The sequence below is a fragment of the Bacillus sp. GM2 genome (genome assembly GCF_056155945.1).
The window spans coordinates 1-19,781 of sequence record NZ_JBRKSZ010000001.1 but is presented as its reverse complement, the minus strand read 5'-3'; the positions used below and the strand labels follow the sequence as shown (position 1 = coordinate 19,781).

21 protein-coding genes and 2 pseudogenes are annotated in these 19,781 nt (G+C 44.7%); all 23 read left to right on the top strand.

Going from position 1 to position 19,781, the window contains the following annotated elements:
- Window positions 1–8 precede the first annotated feature (8 nt).
- A complete protein-coding gene (locus ACVC9U_RS00115; protein ID WP_441389983.1) occupies window positions 9–1,307 on the top strand; it encodes a phage portal protein in 1,299 nt (432 codons plus the stop codon).
- Window positions 1,261–2,007 (top strand): head maturation protease, ClpP-related, encoded by a 747-nt coding sequence (locus ACVC9U_RS00110; protein WP_441389982.1) that lies wholly within the window; start codon window positions 1,261–1,263, stop codon window positions 2,005–2,007. The genes ACVC9U_RS00115 and ACVC9U_RS00110 overlap by 47 nt, the downstream gene beginning before the upstream one ends.
- Window positions 2,007–3,161: a phage major capsid protein gene (locus ACVC9U_RS00105; protein WP_017474201.1), complete on the top strand. Its 1,155-nt coding sequence runs from the start codon at window positions 2,007–2,009 to the stop codon at window positions 3,159–3,161. Before ACVC9U_RS00110 ends, ACVC9U_RS00105 begins: the two co-directional genes overlap by 1 nt.
- Before the next feature lie 13 nt (window positions 3,162–3,174).
- A pseudogene (locus ACVC9U_RS00100) lies at window positions 3,175–3,387 on the top strand (fibronectin type III domain-containing protein); the annotation flags it as partial.
- Window positions 3,361–3,699, top strand: a complete 339-nt coding sequence (locus ACVC9U_RS00095) for an Ig-like domain-containing protein (protein WP_241494788.1) — start codon at window positions 3,361–3,363, stop codon at window positions 3,697–3,699. The pseudogene ACVC9U_RS00100 and the gene ACVC9U_RS00095, both read left to right, overlap by 27 nt.
- A 2-nt stretch (window positions 3,700–3,701) precedes the next feature.
- Window positions 3,702–3,941 (top strand): head-tail connector protein, encoded by a 240-nt coding sequence (locus tag ACVC9U_RS00090; RefSeq protein ID WP_017474199.1) that lies wholly within the window; start codon window positions 3,702–3,704, stop codon window positions 3,939–3,941.
- A gap of 4 nt (window positions 3,942–3,945) precedes the next feature.
- Entirely contained in the window at window positions 3,946–4,281 is a 336-nt protein-coding gene (locus tag ACVC9U_RS00085) for a phage head closure protein (protein ID WP_017474198.1), read from the top strand.
- Complete coding sequence (locus ACVC9U_RS00080; protein ID WP_075876043.1) at window positions 4,278–4,700, top strand: HK97-gp10 family putative phage morphogenesis protein; 423 nt, start codon at window positions 4,278–4,280, stop codon at window positions 4,698–4,700. Before ACVC9U_RS00085 ends, ACVC9U_RS00080 begins: the two co-directional genes overlap by 4 nt.
- Before the next feature lie 17 nt (window positions 4,701–4,717).
- A complete protein-coding gene (locus ACVC9U_RS00075) occupies window positions 4,718–5,041 on the top strand; it encodes a hypothetical protein (protein WP_225315918.1) in 324 nt (107 codons plus the stop codon).
- 8 nt (window positions 5,042–5,049) lie between these two features.
- Window positions 5,050–5,631 carry a major tail protein gene (locus ACVC9U_RS00070; protein WP_011197914.1) on the top strand — a complete coding sequence of 194 codons (582 nt, stop codon included), beginning with the start codon at window positions 5,050–5,052 and terminating at the stop codon, window positions 5,629–5,631.
- The gene (locus tag ACVC9U_RS00065; RefSeq protein ID WP_075876042.1) at window positions 5,582–5,896 is read left to right on the top strand and encodes a fibronectin type III domain-containing protein; all 315 of its coding nucleotides are present in this window, start codon (window positions 5,582–5,584) and stop codon (window positions 5,894–5,896) included. The genes ACVC9U_RS00070 and ACVC9U_RS00065 overlap by 50 nt, the downstream gene beginning before the upstream one ends.
- A 51-nt stretch (window positions 5,897–5,947) precedes the next feature.
- A complete protein-coding gene (gene gpG, locus ACVC9U_RS00060; RefSeq protein WP_011197916.1) occupies window positions 5,948–6,283 on the top strand; it encodes a phage tail assembly chaperone G in 336 nt (111 codons plus the stop codon).
- A 242-nt stretch (window positions 6,284–6,525) separates the two neighbouring features.
- Complete coding sequence (locus tag ACVC9U_RS00055; protein WP_441389981.1) at window positions 6,526–8,694, top strand: phage tail tape measure protein; 2,169 nt, start codon at window positions 6,526–6,528, stop codon at window positions 8,692–8,694.
- A complete protein-coding gene (locus ACVC9U_RS00050) occupies window positions 8,681–11,827 on the top strand; it encodes a transglycosylase SLT domain-containing protein (protein ID WP_441389980.1) in 3,147 nt (1,048 codons plus the stop codon). The genes ACVC9U_RS00055 and ACVC9U_RS00050 overlap by 14 nt, the downstream gene beginning before the upstream one ends.
- Window positions 11,828–12,649, top strand: a complete 822-nt coding sequence (locus ACVC9U_RS00045) for a phage tail family protein (RefSeq protein ID WP_069500360.1) — start codon at window positions 11,828–11,830, stop codon at window positions 12,647–12,649. It begins immediately after the preceding gene.
- A 9-nt stretch (window positions 12,650–12,658) separates the two neighbouring features.
- Complete coding sequence (locus ACVC9U_RS00040) at window positions 12,659–14,185, top strand: phage tail protein (RefSeq protein WP_069500361.1); 1,527 nt, start codon at window positions 12,659–12,661, stop codon at window positions 14,183–14,185.
- 42 nt (window positions 14,186–14,227) lie between these two features.
- Entirely contained in the window at window positions 14,228–16,276 is a 2,049-nt protein-coding gene (locus tag ACVC9U_RS00035) for a hypothetical protein (protein ID WP_069500362.1), read from the top strand.
- Window positions 16,277–16,296: 20 nt separating this feature from the next.
- Window positions 16,297–17,736, top strand: a complete 1,440-nt coding sequence (locus ACVC9U_RS00030) for a BppU family phage baseplate upper protein (RefSeq protein WP_441389979.1) — start codon at window positions 16,297–16,299, stop codon at window positions 17,734–17,736.
- 12 nt (window positions 17,737–17,748) lie between these two features.
- Window positions 17,749–18,045 (top strand): hypothetical protein, encoded by a 297-nt coding sequence (locus ACVC9U_RS00025; protein WP_016885196.1) that lies wholly within the window; start codon window positions 17,749–17,751, stop codon window positions 18,043–18,045.
- Window positions 18,046–18,240 (top strand): XkdX family protein, encoded by a 195-nt coding sequence (locus ACVC9U_RS00020; protein ID WP_095233967.1) that lies wholly within the window; start codon window positions 18,046–18,048, stop codon window positions 18,238–18,240.
- 3 nt (window positions 18,241–18,243) lie between these two features.
- Window positions 18,244–18,447, top strand: coding sequence for a BhlA/UviB family holin-like peptide (locus ACVC9U_RS00015; RefSeq protein ID WP_011197923.1), 204 nt, complete (start codon window positions 18,244–18,246; stop codon window positions 18,445–18,447).
- A 69-nt stretch (window positions 18,448–18,516) separates the two neighbouring features.
- Window positions 18,517–19,454 (top strand): annotated as a pseudogene (locus tag ACVC9U_RS00010) (N-acetylmuramoyl-L-alanine amidase).
- Window positions 19,455–19,476: 22 nt separating this feature from the next.
- On the top strand, window positions 19,477–19,734 hold the full coding sequence (locus ACVC9U_RS00005; protein ID WP_011197925.1) for a holin: 258 nt from the start codon (window positions 19,477–19,479) through the stop codon (window positions 19,732–19,734).
- Window positions 19,735–19,781: the final 47 nt, after the last annotated feature.

Below are 19,781 nucleotides of genomic sequence, written 5' to 3'. Positions count from 1 at the left end.
GTGAGAAATTGGGCTTTTGGAGCAATGTTCGGAATTTTTTTCGCAAACCATCCGATGTCAAGGCGGAAACGAGAAGAGATCTAACACACTGGTTTATTCCTCGTGCTACTATTCTAGGAAATTACGGAGAACATGCGCTAGTTGACAACGAAACGGTTTTCTCGGCTGTGTCGCGATTATCAAACACAATGTCAAGCCTACCGATCAAAGCGTATAAAAATTATCAACCGATTGAGTCTCAGGCTTCCGAGCTTCTGACATACGCGCCGAATCATAACATGACATCCGGGCAATTTATCGGCCTTTTGGAGACGCATCGGGCCGTATATGGCAATGCTTACGCAATAAAACGGTACGGAATGCGCTATGAAGTCGTCGGATTAGAGGTTTTGGATCCTTCGAGAGTGCAGCCGGTGATTGAAGAGACTACTCGTGAACTTTGGTACGAGATTTTAGGAGACAACGGAAATTATTTCGTTCACAACATGGACATGATTCACGTTAAATATACGTCGGTAGACGGGTTGAGAGGAATCTCACCGCTAAAGGTTCTGCGGAACGCTCTCGACTTTGATCGCGACGTCCGGCTGTTCAGTCTCGAACAAATGGACGGAGCAAAGATATCGTTCATTCTGGAATTGGCGAATCAGCTCGACGATACACGCAAAGAAAAGATGTTAGAGAACTTTAAAAGTTTCTATAAAGACAACGGAGGCCTCTTAATTCAGGAACCGGGGGTAAAAATACGCGAATTAAAGAAGGAATTCATCGATACAAAGGCGTTTGAGGTCGAAAAAGTGACACGTTCAAGAGTCGCGCAGGCCTTTAATATTCCGTTGTACATGCTTGGCGAGACACAAGGCAGCGTCTCCAATATGGAGCAGCTTTATATCGATTATGTACAAGGCACGCTAATGCCTATCGCAACTCAATACGAAAAAGAATTTAACCGGAAGCTGCTGACCGAAAAGGAACGCAAGTCCGGTTATTATTTTAAGTTCAGTATGAACGCGTTACTGCGTGGGGACATGCAGACCCGCGGTAATTTTTATCAACAAGGTATCCGGAGCGGCTGGTTTAAGCCGAATGAGGTGCGTGCGTGGGAGGATTTGCCGCCGGAAGAGGGCGGAGATACGCTTTATTTAAGCAAAGATTTATTCCCAATCGACCAGGTTGCGCAACAGAAAATAACATCGGCTGATGCCCCGACGCCTCCATCGTTAGAAATTAACGAAGATGATAACGAGGACTCGAAAGGAGGTGAGGACGATAAAGAAGTTCTGGGAAATCAAAGCGGCGAAGAATGACGCTAAAACAGGCGAGATTTACATTTACAGTGAAATCAGTTCGACCCAGTTCTGGGGGGACGAAGTGACTGCGCAAACTTTCAAGGAGGATTTAGACGGACTTGGCGAAGTATCTGCGCTAAATATCTATATTAATTCGCCAGGCGGCTCTGTTTTCGAAGGGAATTCGATCTACAACATCATAAAGCGGCACAAAGCCCACGTTAACGTCTACGTCGACGGGCTGGCGGCCTCTATCGCAAGTGTCATCGCAATGTCCGGTGACGCTATTTTTATGCCTGCAAACGCGATGATGATGATTCATAATCCGTGGACTGTTGCGCAAGGCAATGCGGAAGAACTCCGCAAACAAGCCGACGACATGGATCGCATTCGCGAAAGTCTTATCGAAGCTTACCTCGAAAAAGCAGGCGGAAAACTCGATCGTGATCGTTTGATCGAACTTATGGACGCAGAAACGTGGCTGTCGGCGCAAGAATGCCTCGATTTAGGGCTGTGCGATTCTATCGAAGCTCCTAGCGCTGCCGTTGCGAAAGTAGACACGCAGTTATTTGCGAAGTACCGGAACACTCCGGAATCACTTCTTAATCAGACGAAAGAGGACGAAAAGCAGGCGGAAAAAGAGCGCCTGTTCCGTGAGCAGCTTATCGCGGAAGCACAAACGAATTTACTAAAACTTCAAAACGGGGGAATCATTTAATGGAACTATTTGATCTGAAGGCAAACTTAAACACTGTAGGTACACAATTAGCGTCGGTTGAAAAAGAAATCATGAACAAAGCAGCCGACCCTAACGCTTCTATCGACGAAGTACGGTCTCTAAAACAAAAAAGAGACGATCTTAAAGAACGCATGGATATCCTGCAAAATCAACACGATGCTTTAGAGCAGGAACAAAAAGCTAAAATTCAAGCAAGCCTTGAAAAAGCAAAAGCAGGCGCGTCTGCTGGACTTAACAGCGAAGATCCAAAAGTTAAGAAAATTTCTGCTAAAGCTGGATTAATCCGTGCAACAATGCGAAAAGAAGTACCGGCTCCTGAGGTACGTGCTGCGTTAGGAGATAATAACGGAACAGGCGGGGAAAAACTCCTTCCTAAAACAGTTTCGGAAGAACTTATTCACGAACCTTTTGTAAAGAATCCGTTGCGTGAGCTTTCAACGTATACGAGTGTAACAAATCTCGAAATCCCTAAAGTTGATTTTTCCCTTGACGATGATGACTTCATCCAAGACTTGCAGACTGCTAAAGAACTTGAAGTAGACGGAGATGTAGTTACTTTCGGACGTCGCAAATTCAAAGTCATGGCAAAAATCTCCGAAACTATTTTGGCAGCTACTGATACTGATCTGGTCGCTACAGTTGAGCGCGCTTTACAATCCGGCCTAGCTGCAAAAGAGAAAAAAGTTTCTTTCGCAGTAACACCGAAACAGGGAGAAGAGGAAATGTCCTTCTACGCTGCCGGAATTAAGCAAGTATCTGCGGAAGATAAATATAAAGCAATCAAAAAAGCTATTGCTGATCTTCCGGAGGACTTCCGTGAAAACGCAAAAGTAATGATGACATACGCAGACTATCTCGAAATCATTGAAACTTTGGCTAATGGAAGTGCAACTCTTTACGGTGCACAACCGGAACAAATCATCGGTAAACCAGTTGAATTCTGTGACGCTGCGGTTGATCCTATCGTCGGTGACTTCCGTTACTCTCACTTCAACTATGATCCAGCAATCACTTACGAAAGCGATAAAGACGTTAAAACTGGCGAAAATGTATTCGTTCTTACTGCGTATTTCGACCACAAAATTAAACTGAAATCTGCATTCCGTATCGCTAAAGTAGACACTACTCCCTAAAGCACCCCAAGGGCTAAAGGCAGCTTCGACTGACTCATCGGCATCCCTAAGTTGGGATGCCGTAGCCTTTGCTGGGGGAATCAAAGAATACGAAATCTTTAGGGACGGGGTTTCCGTTGGGACCCGTGTCGGTACATCGTTTAGTGAGAGCGGTTTAAAACCGGAAACTACGTATAAATACCAAGTACGGGCGATCTCAATGGCGGGTAATCCGTCGGAGCTAAGTAACGAACTTTCCGTTACGACAAAACCGACGCCTGTGCCTGATCCGGAAAGCATCAGCGTCAGCCCATCGTCTAAAACATTGAACGTAGGTGAGACGCAGCAAATTACCGCAACAGTATCGCCAAGTGGAGCTGACCAAGGCGTAACATACACGTCGAGCAACACGTCAGTCGCAACGGTGACGAGCTCTGGAAAGGTAACTGCGGTTGCAGCCGGATCTGCTACGATTACTGTCAAATCGAAAGTTAAGACAACGGTTAAGAATACCGTAACGATCACTGTTGTCGAACCAACACCATCTGGCGGTGAGTAAATATGAAAATCACTCCCGATGAGGTAAAAGAATATCTGCGGATTGATGGAGATGAGGAGGATTCCCTTATCTCCTTTTTTATTTCCGCCGCAGAGAAACATCTGGAAAACGCCGGTGTAACCGACAAGGAATCGGAACTATATAAACTGGCCGTCCTCATATACGTCACAGATGCGTATGAAAACAGATCAACCGCAATGAGCGGAAACAAAGTAGCCGGCATTGTATTGCAACTGAGGTGATCACGTGAAAACAGGAGATTTTAATAAGCGGATCACATTTCTCCGTTTTACCGAAACAACAAACGATGAGGGATTCGAAATAAAGGAATGGTTACCGGTTGCGACCGTTTGGTCAGCGGTTAAGACGGTTCAGGGGCGCGAATTTTACCAGGCGGGCGCAGTACAGGCGGACAGGACAGCGCGGTTTGTTATTCGATATTCAAAACGGATGAAGTTGATTCTTAGAAATGACTTGCGCATTTCATACGGAGGTAGGACGTTCGAAATTGAGAGCATCATAAATGACGATGAGCGGAACGTCACCTTTACGATAGTGACGAAGGAGGTCGGAATCAAATGAGCATTCGGATTTCCGGGTTTGACGAGGTGATGCGAAATATCCAGCGTATGGGTAATCGAGCTAATTCGTTGAAATCGGGCGCGTTAGATGCCGGGGCAAAGCCTATTTACGAAACTATGGAAGAGAACAACCCGAGTAAAAGATACAAGATCGCTGTCGAAAAAAGTAAGTCAGACGAAGTAGTAATCGGCCCTGAAAAAGACTTTTTCACAGCACATTTTCTTGAATTCGGCACAAGTCCACACCTTATAAAACTGCGAAAAGCCAAAATACAGACAGACGGCCAAATTGTTTACGGTAAGGAAGTTAACCACCCAGGGCACGCTCCTCGACCGTTCGTTGAGCCGTCTTTTCTTGCATCTAAGGATGATGCGCAGCAAGAGATTGTCAGCTACTACCGGAGGAATTTGATGCCATGAGTCTTCGGAGTCTAGTAATGGCGACTTTGAAGGATATTGGTGTACCTGTTCGATTTATTACGTATTCAGGTGACGAGGATACTTACATTCTCTTTTATGTTTACAACGTATCAGGCGCCCTTTCAACGGAGGATGAAGAGGCCTTCGCTAATCACTATGTACAAATCAGTATCTTCACAAAAGACCCAACTAAATATTCAGAACTGGAAAAAGAGGTAAAGAGCCGGCTCAAACGAGCTGGCTTTTTTCGTTCAAACGAACAGGACCTTTATGAAACCGAAACTGAGCTTTTTCACAAAGTCTTGCGTTATGGGACGACACTAAATACGGAAGAGGAGTGAAGCAACCTATGGCAAAAGGCGTACGCGTAGGTTTAAAAAATATACACTTTGCGAAAATTCTAACGGAAGATGAGAACGGAGTTACTTACGATACTCCGGTTAAAATCGGAAATGCGATCGAAGCAAGTATCACACCGAACACAAACAGCGAAACTCTATATGCTGATGACGGCCCTTCAGAAGTTGAATCTTCGTTGGGAGAAACGGAAGTTGAAATCGGTATCGATCAATTATCAACTACTGCACAGGCGTTGTTGCTCGGTCACACTATTCTTAGCGATGGTGTACTAGAGAAGAAAGAAACGGATATCGCACCGTACGGAGCGTTGCTTTTTGAGTCAGCTACTACTGGAGGGAAATCTAAACTTTACGCGCTATATAAAGGGAGATTCCAGCCGCAAGAGGAGTCTTTTGCAACTAAAGGAGATAGCCCGGAATTCCAAACCGACTCTATTTCTGGTGTATTTGTACGACGCGATCACGACAAGGTTTGGCAACGTAGCGTATTTACGGGAGATGAGGGCGTGAAAGCAGAGGTTATTGAAAACTGGTTTAAGAAAGTTTACGAACCAACAACCTCTACTCCCTGATGCGCCCCAGAATCTACGGTACGACAGTACGACAGATTCTATTACAGTTGAATGGGATCCCGTAGATGGGGCGACTTCATACAACGTTTACAGAGGCGCAGACAAGAAATTCGCTGAAAACGTGACGCAACCTAAGTATGTAACAACCGGCATGAGTCCGGATACTAAACTCACAATTAACGTAACGGCTGCTAATGAGTCCGGCGAGTCTCCTATGAGCGAAATTGTGACACAAACGAAGACGAAAATAGAAACGGAGAGCTAAGTTTTTAGCTCTCTTTTTATTAAAAAAATAAAGAAATTAGGAGTGTGGGTTATGCAAATCACATTAATGATTGATGGTGAAGAGAAGGTATTTCAAGCACCTTTCGTAAAGGGGCGTATGTTGCGGGAAGCTATTAAACTTTCGAAGTCGAGCAACTTTGATGATTTGGATGTTGAAGATTTGGACGCATTGGTAGGTTACGTAGTCCGAGTTTATGACGAACAATTCGATATCGATCAATTTTATGACGGGATTTCTTCTGAAAAACTAATTCCTACAATTACGGAAACAATCCAACAAGTCGTTGGAACTGTAGCTGTTCCAAATGAACAAGTTGGCGAGAACAAAGAAACTGAAGCGCAGGCAATCGGTGAGGTAAAAAACTAACACCGGGGTATATTTTACCCCTTGATGTTTTAGATCAACTTGATAGGGATCTCAAAAAGCTCTATCTCGACAACTCCGAAAAACCCTCGGATATCTATTACCTAGACGAAATGGACATCGGGTGGTTTTGCGAACTAATGAATTTTAGTGATGGTGGTAGCTCTCACGGAAGCGGAAAAACACAACAAAAACTCGGCTATATCGATCAGATACCGGGTTTTTAGAAGGGAGGTATCGGAGATTTGGCGACTGAATCAGTCGGATCTATACGCGTTAGTTTAGGTCTAGACAACATTGACTTCTCTCGCGGCCTACAGGACGTTAACAGAAAATTAAAGGTACTAAACTCGGAATTCAAAGCGGCAATGGCTGGAGCTGGCCGATTCGATAACAGCCTGGATTCATTGCGTAATAAGACCGACATATTAAATCGGACTTTACAAACGCAAAAGGCGAAACTTAACGAGTTGAAGCGGCAATATGAAGAGAGCGTAAGGACGACGGGAAGGTATTCGGCACAATCTGAAAAGCTCCTCGCCCAGTATAATCGAACTGTTGCAGCGGTTCGGAAAACTGAGGATCAATTAGACCTTCTTAACCGTAAAATGCGAGAGCAGAGCAGCGGCTTCAGTCAATTAGGCGCTAAAATTAGCGCAAGCATTAAGACGATCGATACGAAGTTACGCGTATTGGATTCGTCATTTGAGGCTGCATCAGCCGGCATAAGGGATTTCGGTTCTACTACCGAGCAACTACGACAAAAATCGGAACATCTTACGCAATCGATCTCGTTACAAGAGCAGCGTCTTAAAAACATCCGCCGATTGTATCTCGAAGCTAAACGAGCAAAAGGCGAAGATGCTCAGGCGACTCAAGAATTGCGCGTTCAAATGAATCAAGCGACGGCACAACTTCGAACAACTCAAGCCGAACTGGCCGCAACAAACCGGCAGATCCAATCGAACACAGGCCGTTGGAACGAGCTCGGCAACCGGATGGGCGAAGTCGGAGATCGGATGCGGGACGTTGGCGGTCGGATGCAATCTGCGGGATCTGAAATCGCGATGTCATTCGGCGTAGCGACAGCGGCTTTAGGCGGAGGTCTTGCGGTTTCAACGAAAAAAGCGATGGACTTCGAGCAGCAGATGTCGAGCGTGAAGGCGGTCATGAATCCGGCAGAAGCCCGCCAATACAGCGCTGCCCTTACGGAATTAGCCATTAAACTCGGTGCTGATACGAAATACAGTGCGCTTGAAGCTGCGCAAGGTATGGAAGAACTCGTAAAGGCCGGTGTATCTACGAAGGACATACTGAATGGCGCACTTAAGGGCGCGCTATCGCTTGCGACAGCAGGAGAATTAGAGCTTGCGGATGCGGCGGAAATTGCGTCGACTGCACTGAATGCGTTTAAAGACGATAACATTAGCGTTGCACAGGCAGCAGATATTCTCGCAGGGGCCGCAAACTCTTCTGCAACAACGGTTGGAGAGATGCGGTATGGTCTTCAAATGACATCCGCAGTAGCGGCTGGAATGGGTCTTTCTTTTAAAGACACGGCTACTACATTGGCTCTTTTCGCTCAGAATGGACTGAAAGGGTCCGACGCAGGTACTTCAATGAAAACGATGTTAAGTCGTTTAGTACCTATGACAAAGGCTCAGTACGAGACAATGCACGATCTTGGTCTAGTCACCCTTGATACTTCCGAAGCTTTTAAACGTATGGCTGATAAAGGCTTCAAACCAGCGAGTAAAAATATCGGCGATATATACGAGGCACTTAACAAGTATGTTGAAAAGACGACAGGAGCGAAGCAAGGGACCGAAAAGTTCGAGAAGGCCTTTGACAAAGCCACTCGGAGTCTTGGAATCATGGACAATAAATTTTTTGATGCTAACGGAAATATTCGGAGTATGACAGAAATATCTGGAGAGCTTTCTAAAGCGCTTGACGGTTTGTCCGCAAAAGATAAACAAGAAGCCCTTTACAATATTTTCGGTAGTGACGCTATTCGAGGCGCGTTGATTCTTGGTAAGGAAGGAAGTAAAGGCTTCGATAAAATGGCGGCTGCAATGGATAAAATTAAGGCCGATAATGTTGCTGCTGAAAAAATGAATAACCTTAAGGGTGAAATCGAAGAGCTTTCCGGTGCCGTAGAAACTGCACAAATTTCATTTGGTAATGCGCTAACCCCAGCTATCTCTGCACTCGTTTCTGTGCTTCAGAGCGCGACGGACTGGTTTAACGGTCTATCTAAAGGAATGCAATCGTTCGTAGCTATTTCTTTAGCGGTTACAACTGTAATTATGGGCATTGTTGCAGCGTTAGGTTTTTTAATGCTAGGTGTCGGCCAAATGATATCTGGACTCGGGACTGTAAGCGGTTTTTTTAAAAGGTTTGATAAAAAGTGAAAAGTTTATAAAGGTTTTAGGTGTTGCATTCGGAGCACTTACGAGTCCGATCGGCCTTACGGTTCTTGGCATAACCGCGGTAGGAGCAGCACTTGTAATCGCGTACAAAAAGTCTGAGAAATTCCGTAATTTTGTGAACGGTGCCTTTGAGTCAGTTAGAAATGTGACGGTTACGGCATTCAGCAGTATTGCGGCAGTGGTAGGCGACACATTTAATTTTATACAAAAAGCTTCGGTAGCCGGATGGGAGAGATTTGCTGACGGCGTCTCCGTTATTGTTCCGGCAGTACGACAGCGATTTGCTAACGTGGTTAATTCGATAGGTGAATTCGTTTCAAACATCGGATCGTCGATCGCAGATAGATTCGGTTCCGGACTAGCGGATAGAGCCGGCTCCGCAGTAGATTTATTCATTCAGAATTTAAGGGCTGCGTTTTCGAGCGTGGGCGGAATCATATCGATTTTAGCGCCAACCGTGACTGCGTTAGGGCTGGCGATGGCCGGAGTTTCCGGATCTATTGGTTTTGTCATCACCTCTCTTGTTAGTCTAGCCGGTTTTTTATTCCGACTATATCAAACAAACGAAGAGTTTAGAGCGTCTGTACAGAACGCCTGGTCACAGATTATGTCGGTGATCGGTAACGTTGTAGTTGCGATTCAGCCAATCATAAATCAATTTATCGGGTATTTTTCGGATATTGCAGCAGAGCTTGCACCTGAATTCGCGAAAACGGGCGAAGTCATAATGTCCAGCATTAGTTCGTTAGGACCAACGTTTACTGAGCTCGGAAATGCTTTTGGGGAATTGTGGACAACGTTAGGTCAATCATTCTCTGAAATTGCGGTTCAGATAGCGCCGGTAATCCAGGAATTAGGCGTGACTTTCGCGGCGTTTCTACCGCAAGTTGTAACTTTGGTTGGACAGTTGATTCAGACATGGGCATCTTTCCAAGTCCAATTCGCACAACTTATTATGCAAGTCGCATCGGTACTATTGCCAATGTTAGCTCAAGCATTTACATCTTTGCTTCCGCTGATTTTACAAATCGTATCGTCTGTACTTCCAATAGTGCTACAGTTGATTCAGTCCCTTGTTCCAGTAGTAACCACTATTGCGACTACCTTGTTACCAATTTTGCTACAGGCGTTTCAATCAATTTTCCCGCCAGTACTGGCGATAATTCAGTCTGTAGTGCCTATCGTCGCTAATCTGTTAACATCAGTTGCTCAAATCTTGAGTCAGTTGGCTGTAACCTTGCTACCACTCATTCTGCAAGTTGTTCAGGCTGTTTTCCCTGTTGTAACAAGCATCATTCAGATTGCCATGCAGGTAGCCGTAACGGTTTTACAGTTAGTGGCAACTATAATTCGTACTGTTCTTATCCCAGCGATCCAATTCGTGCTGAAAATTGTGCAAGTCGTGTTCCCTGTAGTTGTTAGTGTAATCCAAAACGCACTCAATATCGTGATCAACGTAGTTAAGTTTTTCACTGCGCTACTAAAAGGCAATTGGAGTGCGGTCTGGAATGCGATACTTGGGATTCTGAAAAGTATTTGGAACATAATCACCGCAGTAATCCGAGGAGCTGTAAATGTAGTCCTCACACTCTTTTCTGGATTGGTCAATGGGGCAGTTAGCGCCTGGAATTTCTTGAAGGACAGAACAGTAGGTTTGTTCAAATCAATCGGGAAATTTGCGGCCGACACGTTCCACAACATGATCGAGGGAGCAAAGGCGCTACCAGGTGAAATTGGTGACGGAATAAAAAATATGGCCGGCAGAGCTCTATCCGGAGTTAAATCTCTAGGAAATACGATGATCGGCGGACTTGAAGGAATTATCAATGGCTTGACGCAAAAAGGGATTAACAAGCTACTCGATACATTCGGGGTGGATAAAAAACTCCGGATCCCTAAACTCGAAATTCCGAGGTTCGCTAAAGGTACGCCAGCAGGTGGGCACAAAGGCGGTCTTGCTATCTTAGGAGATGGAGGCGGTCCGGAGTTATTCCGTACACCTTCCGGTTTCACAGGTTTAAGCCCTGGAACCGACACGCTCTTTAATCTGCCAAAGGGGACGCAAGTCTTGCCGCATAAAGAAACACGCGAGGTACTATCTTCTGGAATCCCCGCATTCAGGAAAGGTACGAAGAACAAAAGTTTCTTCGATTCTGCTATCGATGTTGGAAAATCCGCTGTTGATGCGGGTAAAGCTGCCGTAAACAGTGTTAAGGATTTCGCTTTTGATGCGTGGGAATACGTAAGCAATCCGTCAAAACTTATCGCTAAAACGATAGAAAGTCTCGGACTGAAGTTGCCGGATATTTCCGGAGCTTTCGGGACAATTGCGAAAGGTGCCTTCGGTAAAGTCAAAGACTCCGCCGTCAGCTTTATGAAAAAGAAACTCGCTGACTTTGGTGGAGCTTTCGGAAGCGGCGATAAAGCGTCCGGAAACGTTAAGCAATGGATTCGGGCGGCGATGGCTAAAACGAATTCGCCAGCTTCTTGGTTCGCCCCACTCGTTACAATTGCGATGAAAGAGTCCGGAGGCCGTACGGGTCCGTCTACAATTAACCGTTGGGACTCGAACTGGAGACGTGGTACACCGTCAATGGGTCTTATGCAAACGATCAAACCAACGTTTGATGCGTATAAGCTTCCGGGCATGGGCGACATCATGAATCCGGTCCACAACGCGGTTGCGGCTATCCGTTATATCAAATCTCGCTATGGAAGCCCGTTTAATACTCCAGGCATCAGATCGATGGCGAAAGGCGGTCCGTACAAAGGATATAAAATCGGCGATATTGTGACGCAAAAGCAGCTCGCCTGGATTGCGGAAGAAGGTCCAGAAGCGATTATTCCGTTGCAAAACCATAGGCAGCGGGCGCAGCAATTATGGACGGCGGCAGGAAGAGAAATCGGTATGGATCCGTCTGGTGGAAGTAACGAGGAGGAAATTGCTTTGCTACGGGGACAAAACGCATTACTGCGCCAAACCAACACGTTGCTAACAGGTATTCTACGTAAGGATCCGAATGTTATTGTCGACTCGACGGCGCTTACAGACAGTGTAGAAAAAGGCCAAGCACAGAACATCGGATTCAATAAATTGTTGTGGGGTGATCGATAATTGGCGTACCTGACGATTATAAAGAACGGTGAGACTATCGATCACCGTAAGTACGGCTTAAAGCTTTTGAGCTTTCGTAAAGAATCATTAACACACCGGACTAACTACGAGGAAGTAGACGGTCGTCACGGCACGATTGATACCGGAACAACGTTCGGTGAGCGAAAGCTCAAAGCGAAGTTTATGATTCAGGGCGTAGACCATCTCGATTACCAATTGGTGATCGATGAGGTTTACGCTTTATTTGCGTGCGAAGAACCTATAGAACTAATCGATTCGAGACAGCCCGGAAAAGTGTGGACGGTAAAACCGAGCAGCACCTTCGAGCCAGAAGACGTAAACCCAAGGACCGGTACATTTGAAATTGAATTTACGTCTCCGATACCGTTTGCGAGTTCAGTCGGTTCGACACTTGATCCTTTCACATTCGGTGAAAATATTTGGCAGATAGGTCAGGGACTTATACCCGCGGATGAACTTGTTTATATCCATCGCACTAAAAAATTCAGAATCTATAACGCTGGTAACGTAACAGTCGATCCTTGTAACGAGATGCCTCTGAATATCGTATATTCCGGATCATCCACAAATTTTGCGATCAAGAATATAACAACGGATCAAACTGTTTCATACAACGGAACAACGAAATCAACCGACAAGATAAAACTCGAGGGGTTGCGCCATCTGAAAAACGGTATTAGCGTTTACGGAAATACTAATCGAGGATACATTTCGTTGAAACCTGGGTGGAATGACATCGAACTTTCAGGTACATCTGGAAGTTTCGAAATCTCGTTTGATTTCTTCTTTTTCTATAAGTAGGTGAATCAATTGAAAATATTAGCGGTTAAAGATGCAACAGGTGTAATGGAGCCGTTGCCAGGCTTTGTGACAACGCGAACTGACGGTAGTGACGGTGCGCGGTCGTTAAAAGTTACGGGGGTCAAGACTAAGAATAATCAGTCTGGCTATAACCTTGTCAAAAATGAAAATACACTTATTTTTGATAACGAAGAATATATCATCAAAACCCACCGAGAACGAACGTACCGGAAAGGCGTCGGAGTTGAAGTAACGGCCATCCATCGTATCTTCGACGACTTAATGAATAACTATATATACGAAGAAAAGACAGGCACGCTTCGATTGGATGCGATGCTCTCTTTTGCATTAGCGGGAAGTGGGTACACTTTCGAAATAGATACGACAGACTTGCCGATATCTGTCAGGGTAGAAAATTTCGGTTGGAACAATTCGCTTGCTCTTTTTCGTGATATTCTCGAAAAGTTCGGAGCGGAGTTCGACTATAGAGGCAAGAAAATCTACGTTGCTAAAAAATTCGGCATTCAAAGAGATGATTCATTCTTGCGATATAAGTTCAACGTAAAAGATCCGCAAAAAGAGATCGATACCAGTAGTTTTTCGACATATATTCGAGGATATGGGAAGAAGGACGAAAAGGGCAATTATTTGTTCGCTGAATATAAGAGCCCGTTAGCGGAATTCTACGGCATCAAACATGCGGATCCGGTTAAAGACGAACGATACACAGATAAAGAAAGTCTTCTAGCGGCTATGAAAAAGCAGCTAAACGATAGCATGGATATATCCCTCACGTTTACTGCAATTGAACTTAAAAGCATGGGGCTGTCTGATATTAAAAAAGGTGATTATGTATGGTGTGTTATTGAGCCTTTTGATTTGAACGTTCAGCTACGAGCGGTGAGTAGGGAGGATTACTCTGACGAATCCAAATCGCCTACATTTACTTTCGGGTCGATAGCGAAAAAGGCTTCTGACATAATCGCAAGTTTTAATACAACAAAAAAAGCGGTCGACAAAGTTATTGATACTTCAACTGGAAAAATAAAAGACTCTGCAATAAATATGAATGGAATCGCAACCAAGGCGGAACTTCAGTCCCACATAAGTAATACTGTTGTCCATATAACCGCAGAAGAAAGAGCGACATGGAATGCGGCTTCGAATTCCCTGGATAATCTAGATTCGATTACATGGGCAACTCCAATTCTTAAAAATGGCTGGGTGCAGTACCCAGATCAAAGTTGGAATTATCCGATTCAGTACGGAAAAGATTTCGTTGGTACAGTCTACCTTCGAGGCGCCATATCCTCAGGTACAATTGGTAACGCTATACCAGCTTTCACTCTTCCAGTTGGATATAGGCCTCCTTTCCCGTACTTGTTTATCGGAGTTTCGTCAGTGTCTCCAGATGGGATTCCACAGTATTTCCGAGGCGTAGTCACTCCTAGTGGAGATGTGTGCATCGAAAACAGTTCTAGTGCAGAGTTGTCGAACCAATTCATCGGTATTTATACGCAATTTAAAGCTGTATAATAGGCAGTCATGCCAGGGTGAAAATAGCAAAGGAGGAGACAGATGCCTAATTACCCATACAAAAAAGCAGGCAATGCTTTCGATCGTGATTTTAGAAACAGCTATAACGATAATCTAGTAGATATTGCGGAAGACATTAGTGGATCATACAATGGATTAAAATCTCATATTAAAGGTCAGGCATCCCATACGTCCGATCAAATAAGCCACCTTGACGGGTTAACAGTCTCAGATGAGATTGAGAAAACGAAAAAACGGATCAATAACCTAATTTTAAACGCGGACGGAACAAATATAAAAGAGGTTGTAGACCTCCGAGTGAATAATAAAGGGGAAGTTTTCGATACAGCCAACGATCGATTATTCAATACAGAAAGTAGAATTGATAACCTTTATGGGGAGCAAGTAAAAAGAGATCGAAAGTTCGAGGAGTACCTTAATTATCAAAAAATTATATTCTCTGTTTTGGCCAGGGATAACTCTCTGCCATTCCCACAAGCCATTTCTATAAATCAAGAAGACGATGAGTTGTATATTGCAAGGCAAGAAAACGGTGGTAGTGTTTGTATCATTTCGCGCTATGAACTATCTACATCAGCTCTGAAGGATTCCCAACAATTTACGATCACAAGTTCAACGTATAACGAGGGTATTCCTTGGTTTAAGAACTCAGAAGGGGAATTGTGCTTTCTTGTGAGGCAGCAGTTTGAAAATGAGCTTTCTATCTTTAACTATACCACTGGGGAAATAGAAGAAACGATGGAAGTTCTCGGATCATATAAGACGGGAAATGATATCGATAAAAAATACTTCGTTTCCGGAAACTCAACGAATGAGAGAATGGACCGGATATACATTTATGATTTTCAAAGTATTATCGCAGGAAGTCCTAGATTGCTAATGGAGGTCTCAGTAAACAACCAAGAGATTATGTTTGAAAAGGTACAAGGGATTACTTTCCATGATAATAAAATTGTCTTAGGACAAGGAAAAGATTACCCTGCGATTACCGTCCTTAATCTAGACGGAAGCATTGCTAAGTCGTATTCATTCTCGAAAGAGTCATTCGCTGACTTAATTGAGCAGAACTACGATTTTGACAGAGTCAATTACGCCTTCGAAAATGAGGGTGTTTGTATGTTTAATTATGATGGATACGTTATTCCGGCTCTGATGCAAATAGCGGTTGAAAGAAGCGGTAGGGAACTGGTATTTGTGACGTTAGCTGGAGCGCAAGACGGAAAGCTAATCGAGACTGCTCCGCGACCGCGGCCGAATATCACAGATATAACGTACGATAAAGTCGCATTGCATATGCCGAACAGGAACTTCGTAACTAACGGAGCCTTCGACGTATGGCAGCGTGGAACTAGTTTTACTGATGATGGTGTATTCACTGCTGACAGGTGGCTCGTTAATGCTGTTGGTACCAATGAGAGCGGGATCAATCGGACTGAAAGAGTGAAAAAGCCGATGAGTGCTCCTTTTTCTAATAAGTATGGTTTAAGAATAACGAAATTGAAAAATGTTCCGGATCTCTCGAGAACTGATTTAATACAGCGAATAGAAAATCCGACTCAATTTAGAAGCGGTGAGGAGTACACCTTGGCTTTATGGGCAAGAACCAATAAATCCTCACATAGAATCAAACTCCATCTCGATTTAGCGCACGATGGAAAACACGATAATCTTGCGGTTAGATCTTGCCAAGTGACAAGTCGATTCACATTCTTTGTGTTGAATATAAAGATGCCCGATATGTCCTCATATAAATTTTTGGAAGAAGATTACGTAGAGGTCCAAGTTGATGTTGAAACAGCAGGCAGCTCATCATACGATAGTTTGGCTCCTGGTGAATGGGTAGAATTTTATCTCGTCAAATTAGAAAAAGGAAGATTTGCTACGCCATATGTCGCACGTCCTCTAACTGAAGAAATAGCCGAGTGTCAAAGATATTACCAAGTCCTCAGCACCGGCTCTGTAAAGCAAGTTGATCTTAGGCCGATGATGCGTAAAGCGCCAACAGTTACACAAAGATCTGACGGGAATTACGGGTACGATGCGGAGCTACCTGAAACTCCAACATACTAAAAGAAAGGGAGGTAATACTGTTGGCTATTTATAAAACCGGCTCTTACACGTTTGATATAAACCCGATAACAGAAGGAAATTATAATTCAGCTTTTATATTTTCGACGCAAGATATTAATACGGCAAAGTTGATATTTTATTTACGCAAGGACGGCATCCCTTTGCCCCTATCAGCTGTGACCGGGAAAGTAATCCTCGTTCCGCCAAGCGGCAAGCAAAGAATACGGGACGTCACGATAGTCGATCCGTTGAATGGTGTCGCAGAGTACGTATTGGATGAGGACGAAATCAAAATGTACGGTAAATTCAACTGCCAGCTAATTTTGAAATACACGAACGGCCAATCACTCTCTGCGCATAAATTCGGCTTTGAGGTATCGCAAAGTCTTGTTGACCAGAATATCGCACCTCTTGCGGAATATTACGTCGATGATTTTGAATCGTTAAAAGCGTTGATCATCGCGTTGTATGACGAAGAAACAGCGATGATCGACGAATTAAAAGCGAAGTTCTCGGATCTCGACCGGATCGAGACGAAAGAGGGAGCGCAGGAAAAGGCGGATGCTGCGGAAGCTCACGCAAAGGCTTATATGGATGCACACGCAGCTAAGACGGACAATCCGCACAAGGTAACGAAAGCGCAGGTCGGCCTGTCCAACGTCGATAACGTCAAGCAAGCATCGAAAACAGAGTTTGATAGCCATGCTAATAATAAGAGCAACCCTCACGCTGTAACGAAGGCACAAGTTGGATTGGCTAACGTTGACAACGTAAAACAGGCAGCGAAAACGGATTTTGATGCACATACTGCGGATAATGTACGCCATATTACCGCTGATGAGCGGACTAAGTGGAATAAGGGGCAACTGTATAAATTGACACAAGATAATGGTGTGCGAATCCTTATTCCTGATGGTACTGATTTATTAACTTTGCCGCCTGGTTTTTATTACGGTATCAATAATAGACTGCTTAATAACCCCGACCCTAATGATGCTGGATGGTTCAATTATGACATTATGGATGGAAACTCTGGAAGAAAAACAATTATAGCCACAGCAAGTTACCACAATAAGATGTGGTTCGCAACCATCCACACAGATGGAGTCTTTAGGGGCTGGAATCGTATTATAACTGCTAATGATCTTGAGCCTGCATGGACTGAAGTTCCTTTGAAAAACGGTGCGGAACATGGGGCTAGAAAAGTTATGTGTGCAAATGTTGGGGGCTTGCTTTATTTAAAGGGTGAGATCATCACTAATAGGAGTGTAGTTTTCGGAACCCTCCCGGCATCTTATAGACCTGCCCAACTACGCAGCAAGCTTGTTCCTATATTCGGTACAACAGGGATGACTAAATTGTATATTGAAACAAACGGAAATATGAGGCTGGAGGGGCAAATCGCTGATAAGTCCGAGAACATAACTTCTTATGGTTTGGACGAAATTATTCCCCTGTAGGAGAGATAAATCATGAAAAACATTTTTAAATATGACAAAGAGACGTTCTTGTTAATTGATAATGATATTATTCAGCCTGATGATCAAGGGAATTATGAAATTCCGGATGGATGGACAGACATTCCATTTGACCCGGGTTTATATCTTCCGAAGTTTTATCCGGACGAAAAGGTGTGGAAGGAATCGGCTACAAAAGAGTATATTGAAAGCTTGCAGCCTCCGGAGCCTGATCCCGGACCGTCAGAAACCGAGGTTCTCCGGAAACAAGTGGCGGATTTATACTACTTAATCGCGTTAGGAGGTTCGTAAATGCCAATCGATTGGTACACGTATATTAAAGGATTCTACGAAGACGGTCTTTGGACGAAAAAGCAAGTGCATGACGTTGTGGCTGCCGGACGGATCACGCCGGAACAATACGAGGAAATTACCGGAGATCCTTACGATCCTGATTCGCCACCAAGCGAAGACGAGAACGTAACTAATAGCGAACAGGAGGCGTAGTCATTGGGCGAGCTGGACGTAATCAAATATTTTTTAACGCAGGGGCCGTTCGCGGTCCTTTTTACGTGGCTGCTGATTTACGTAATGAAATCGAATCGTGAACGTGAATCGCGGCTACAGGATCTACTCGATAAATTCAGCGATAAGTACGATGTCATTATCGATAAGCTCGATAGGCTCGAAGAGAAGTTTCGCGGAAGAGAATAACACGCCCGTTCGGTGAGAGTCCGGCGGGCTTTTTATATACGCAAAATTAACGAAAAGGGAGACGATTAAATGGCGATTTCAGTTACGAAAAACCTCGTCGCGTCAAGTAAGTATTCCGTTAAGTGTCCGTATTCAATGGATGCGAAGTACATTACGTTCCATAATACGGCAAACGACGCTTCAGCAGCGAATGAAATTGCGTACATGATCCGCAATAACAACGAAGTATCGTATCACTTTGCGGTAGACGATAAAGAGGTCGTTCAGGGGATTCCGACAAACCGTAACGCATGGCATTGCGGAGACGGCAACGGACCAGGCAACCGTTCATCTATCGGCGTCGAAGTTTGCTATTCGAAGTCAGGTGGCGCTAAGTATAAAGCGGCCGAAAAACTTGCGATTAAATTCATCGCTCAGCTATTAAAAGAGCGCGGTTGGGGCGTTGATCGCGTTAAGAAACATCAGGATTGGAGCGGAAAATACTGCCCGCACCGTGTACTCGATGAGGGACGTTGGGATGCGGTGAAAGCGGCTATCGCTGCGGAATTGAAAGCTCTCGGAGGAAAGTCGGCTAGCCCTGCGAAATCAGCTCCGAAAGCCGTCCGGTACAGACGTATACCGTTAAGAAAGGCGACACGCTTTCGGAAATCGCGGTTAAAACAGGCGTCAGCGTGGCGAAACTCCAGTCCTATAACGGTATTAAAAATCCGAATAAAATCATGGTCGGTCAGGTGCTGAAGCTTACGGGCAGCGGTAGTTCCAAACCGTCCTCTAGCGGTAAGAAATACGTTTACCTCCCGGCATCTGCCGACTCATGGCGCATATATCCGACTAACAAAGCGCCGGTCAAAGGGAACGAATGCGGATTCTTGCGGCCGAAGAAATTTGGCGGTCTTAAATACGAGATCCTTGCGAATCCACAAACGGACGTCTATACGATCAAAACGGATCAGTTCGGAAAAGTGAATATCTACGCGGCGAAATCAACCGGCGCAACTATTAAATAACACGAAAAGGGAGACGATATAAATGGAAGAAGTATTATTATTTGCGACAGTGTTGGCGCCCATCCTAACGGCGCTTGTTCAACTTGTTAAGAAAACGATTAACATGCCGACCAATGTTGTGCCTGCGGTCAGCTTCGTTTTGGGAATCGCACTCGGAGCCGTGGCCTATCCGTTTACGGACCTCGAACTAGTATTGCGGTTGTGGGCCGGCGGTTTTGCGGGACTGGCTGCGACGGGTCTTTTCGAGATCGGCGCAAAACGTGAAGGAACGACCAAGTAAGCGGAACTTTTGGCGGGCGCCTGCGTATAAATTCGTAGGTGCTCGTA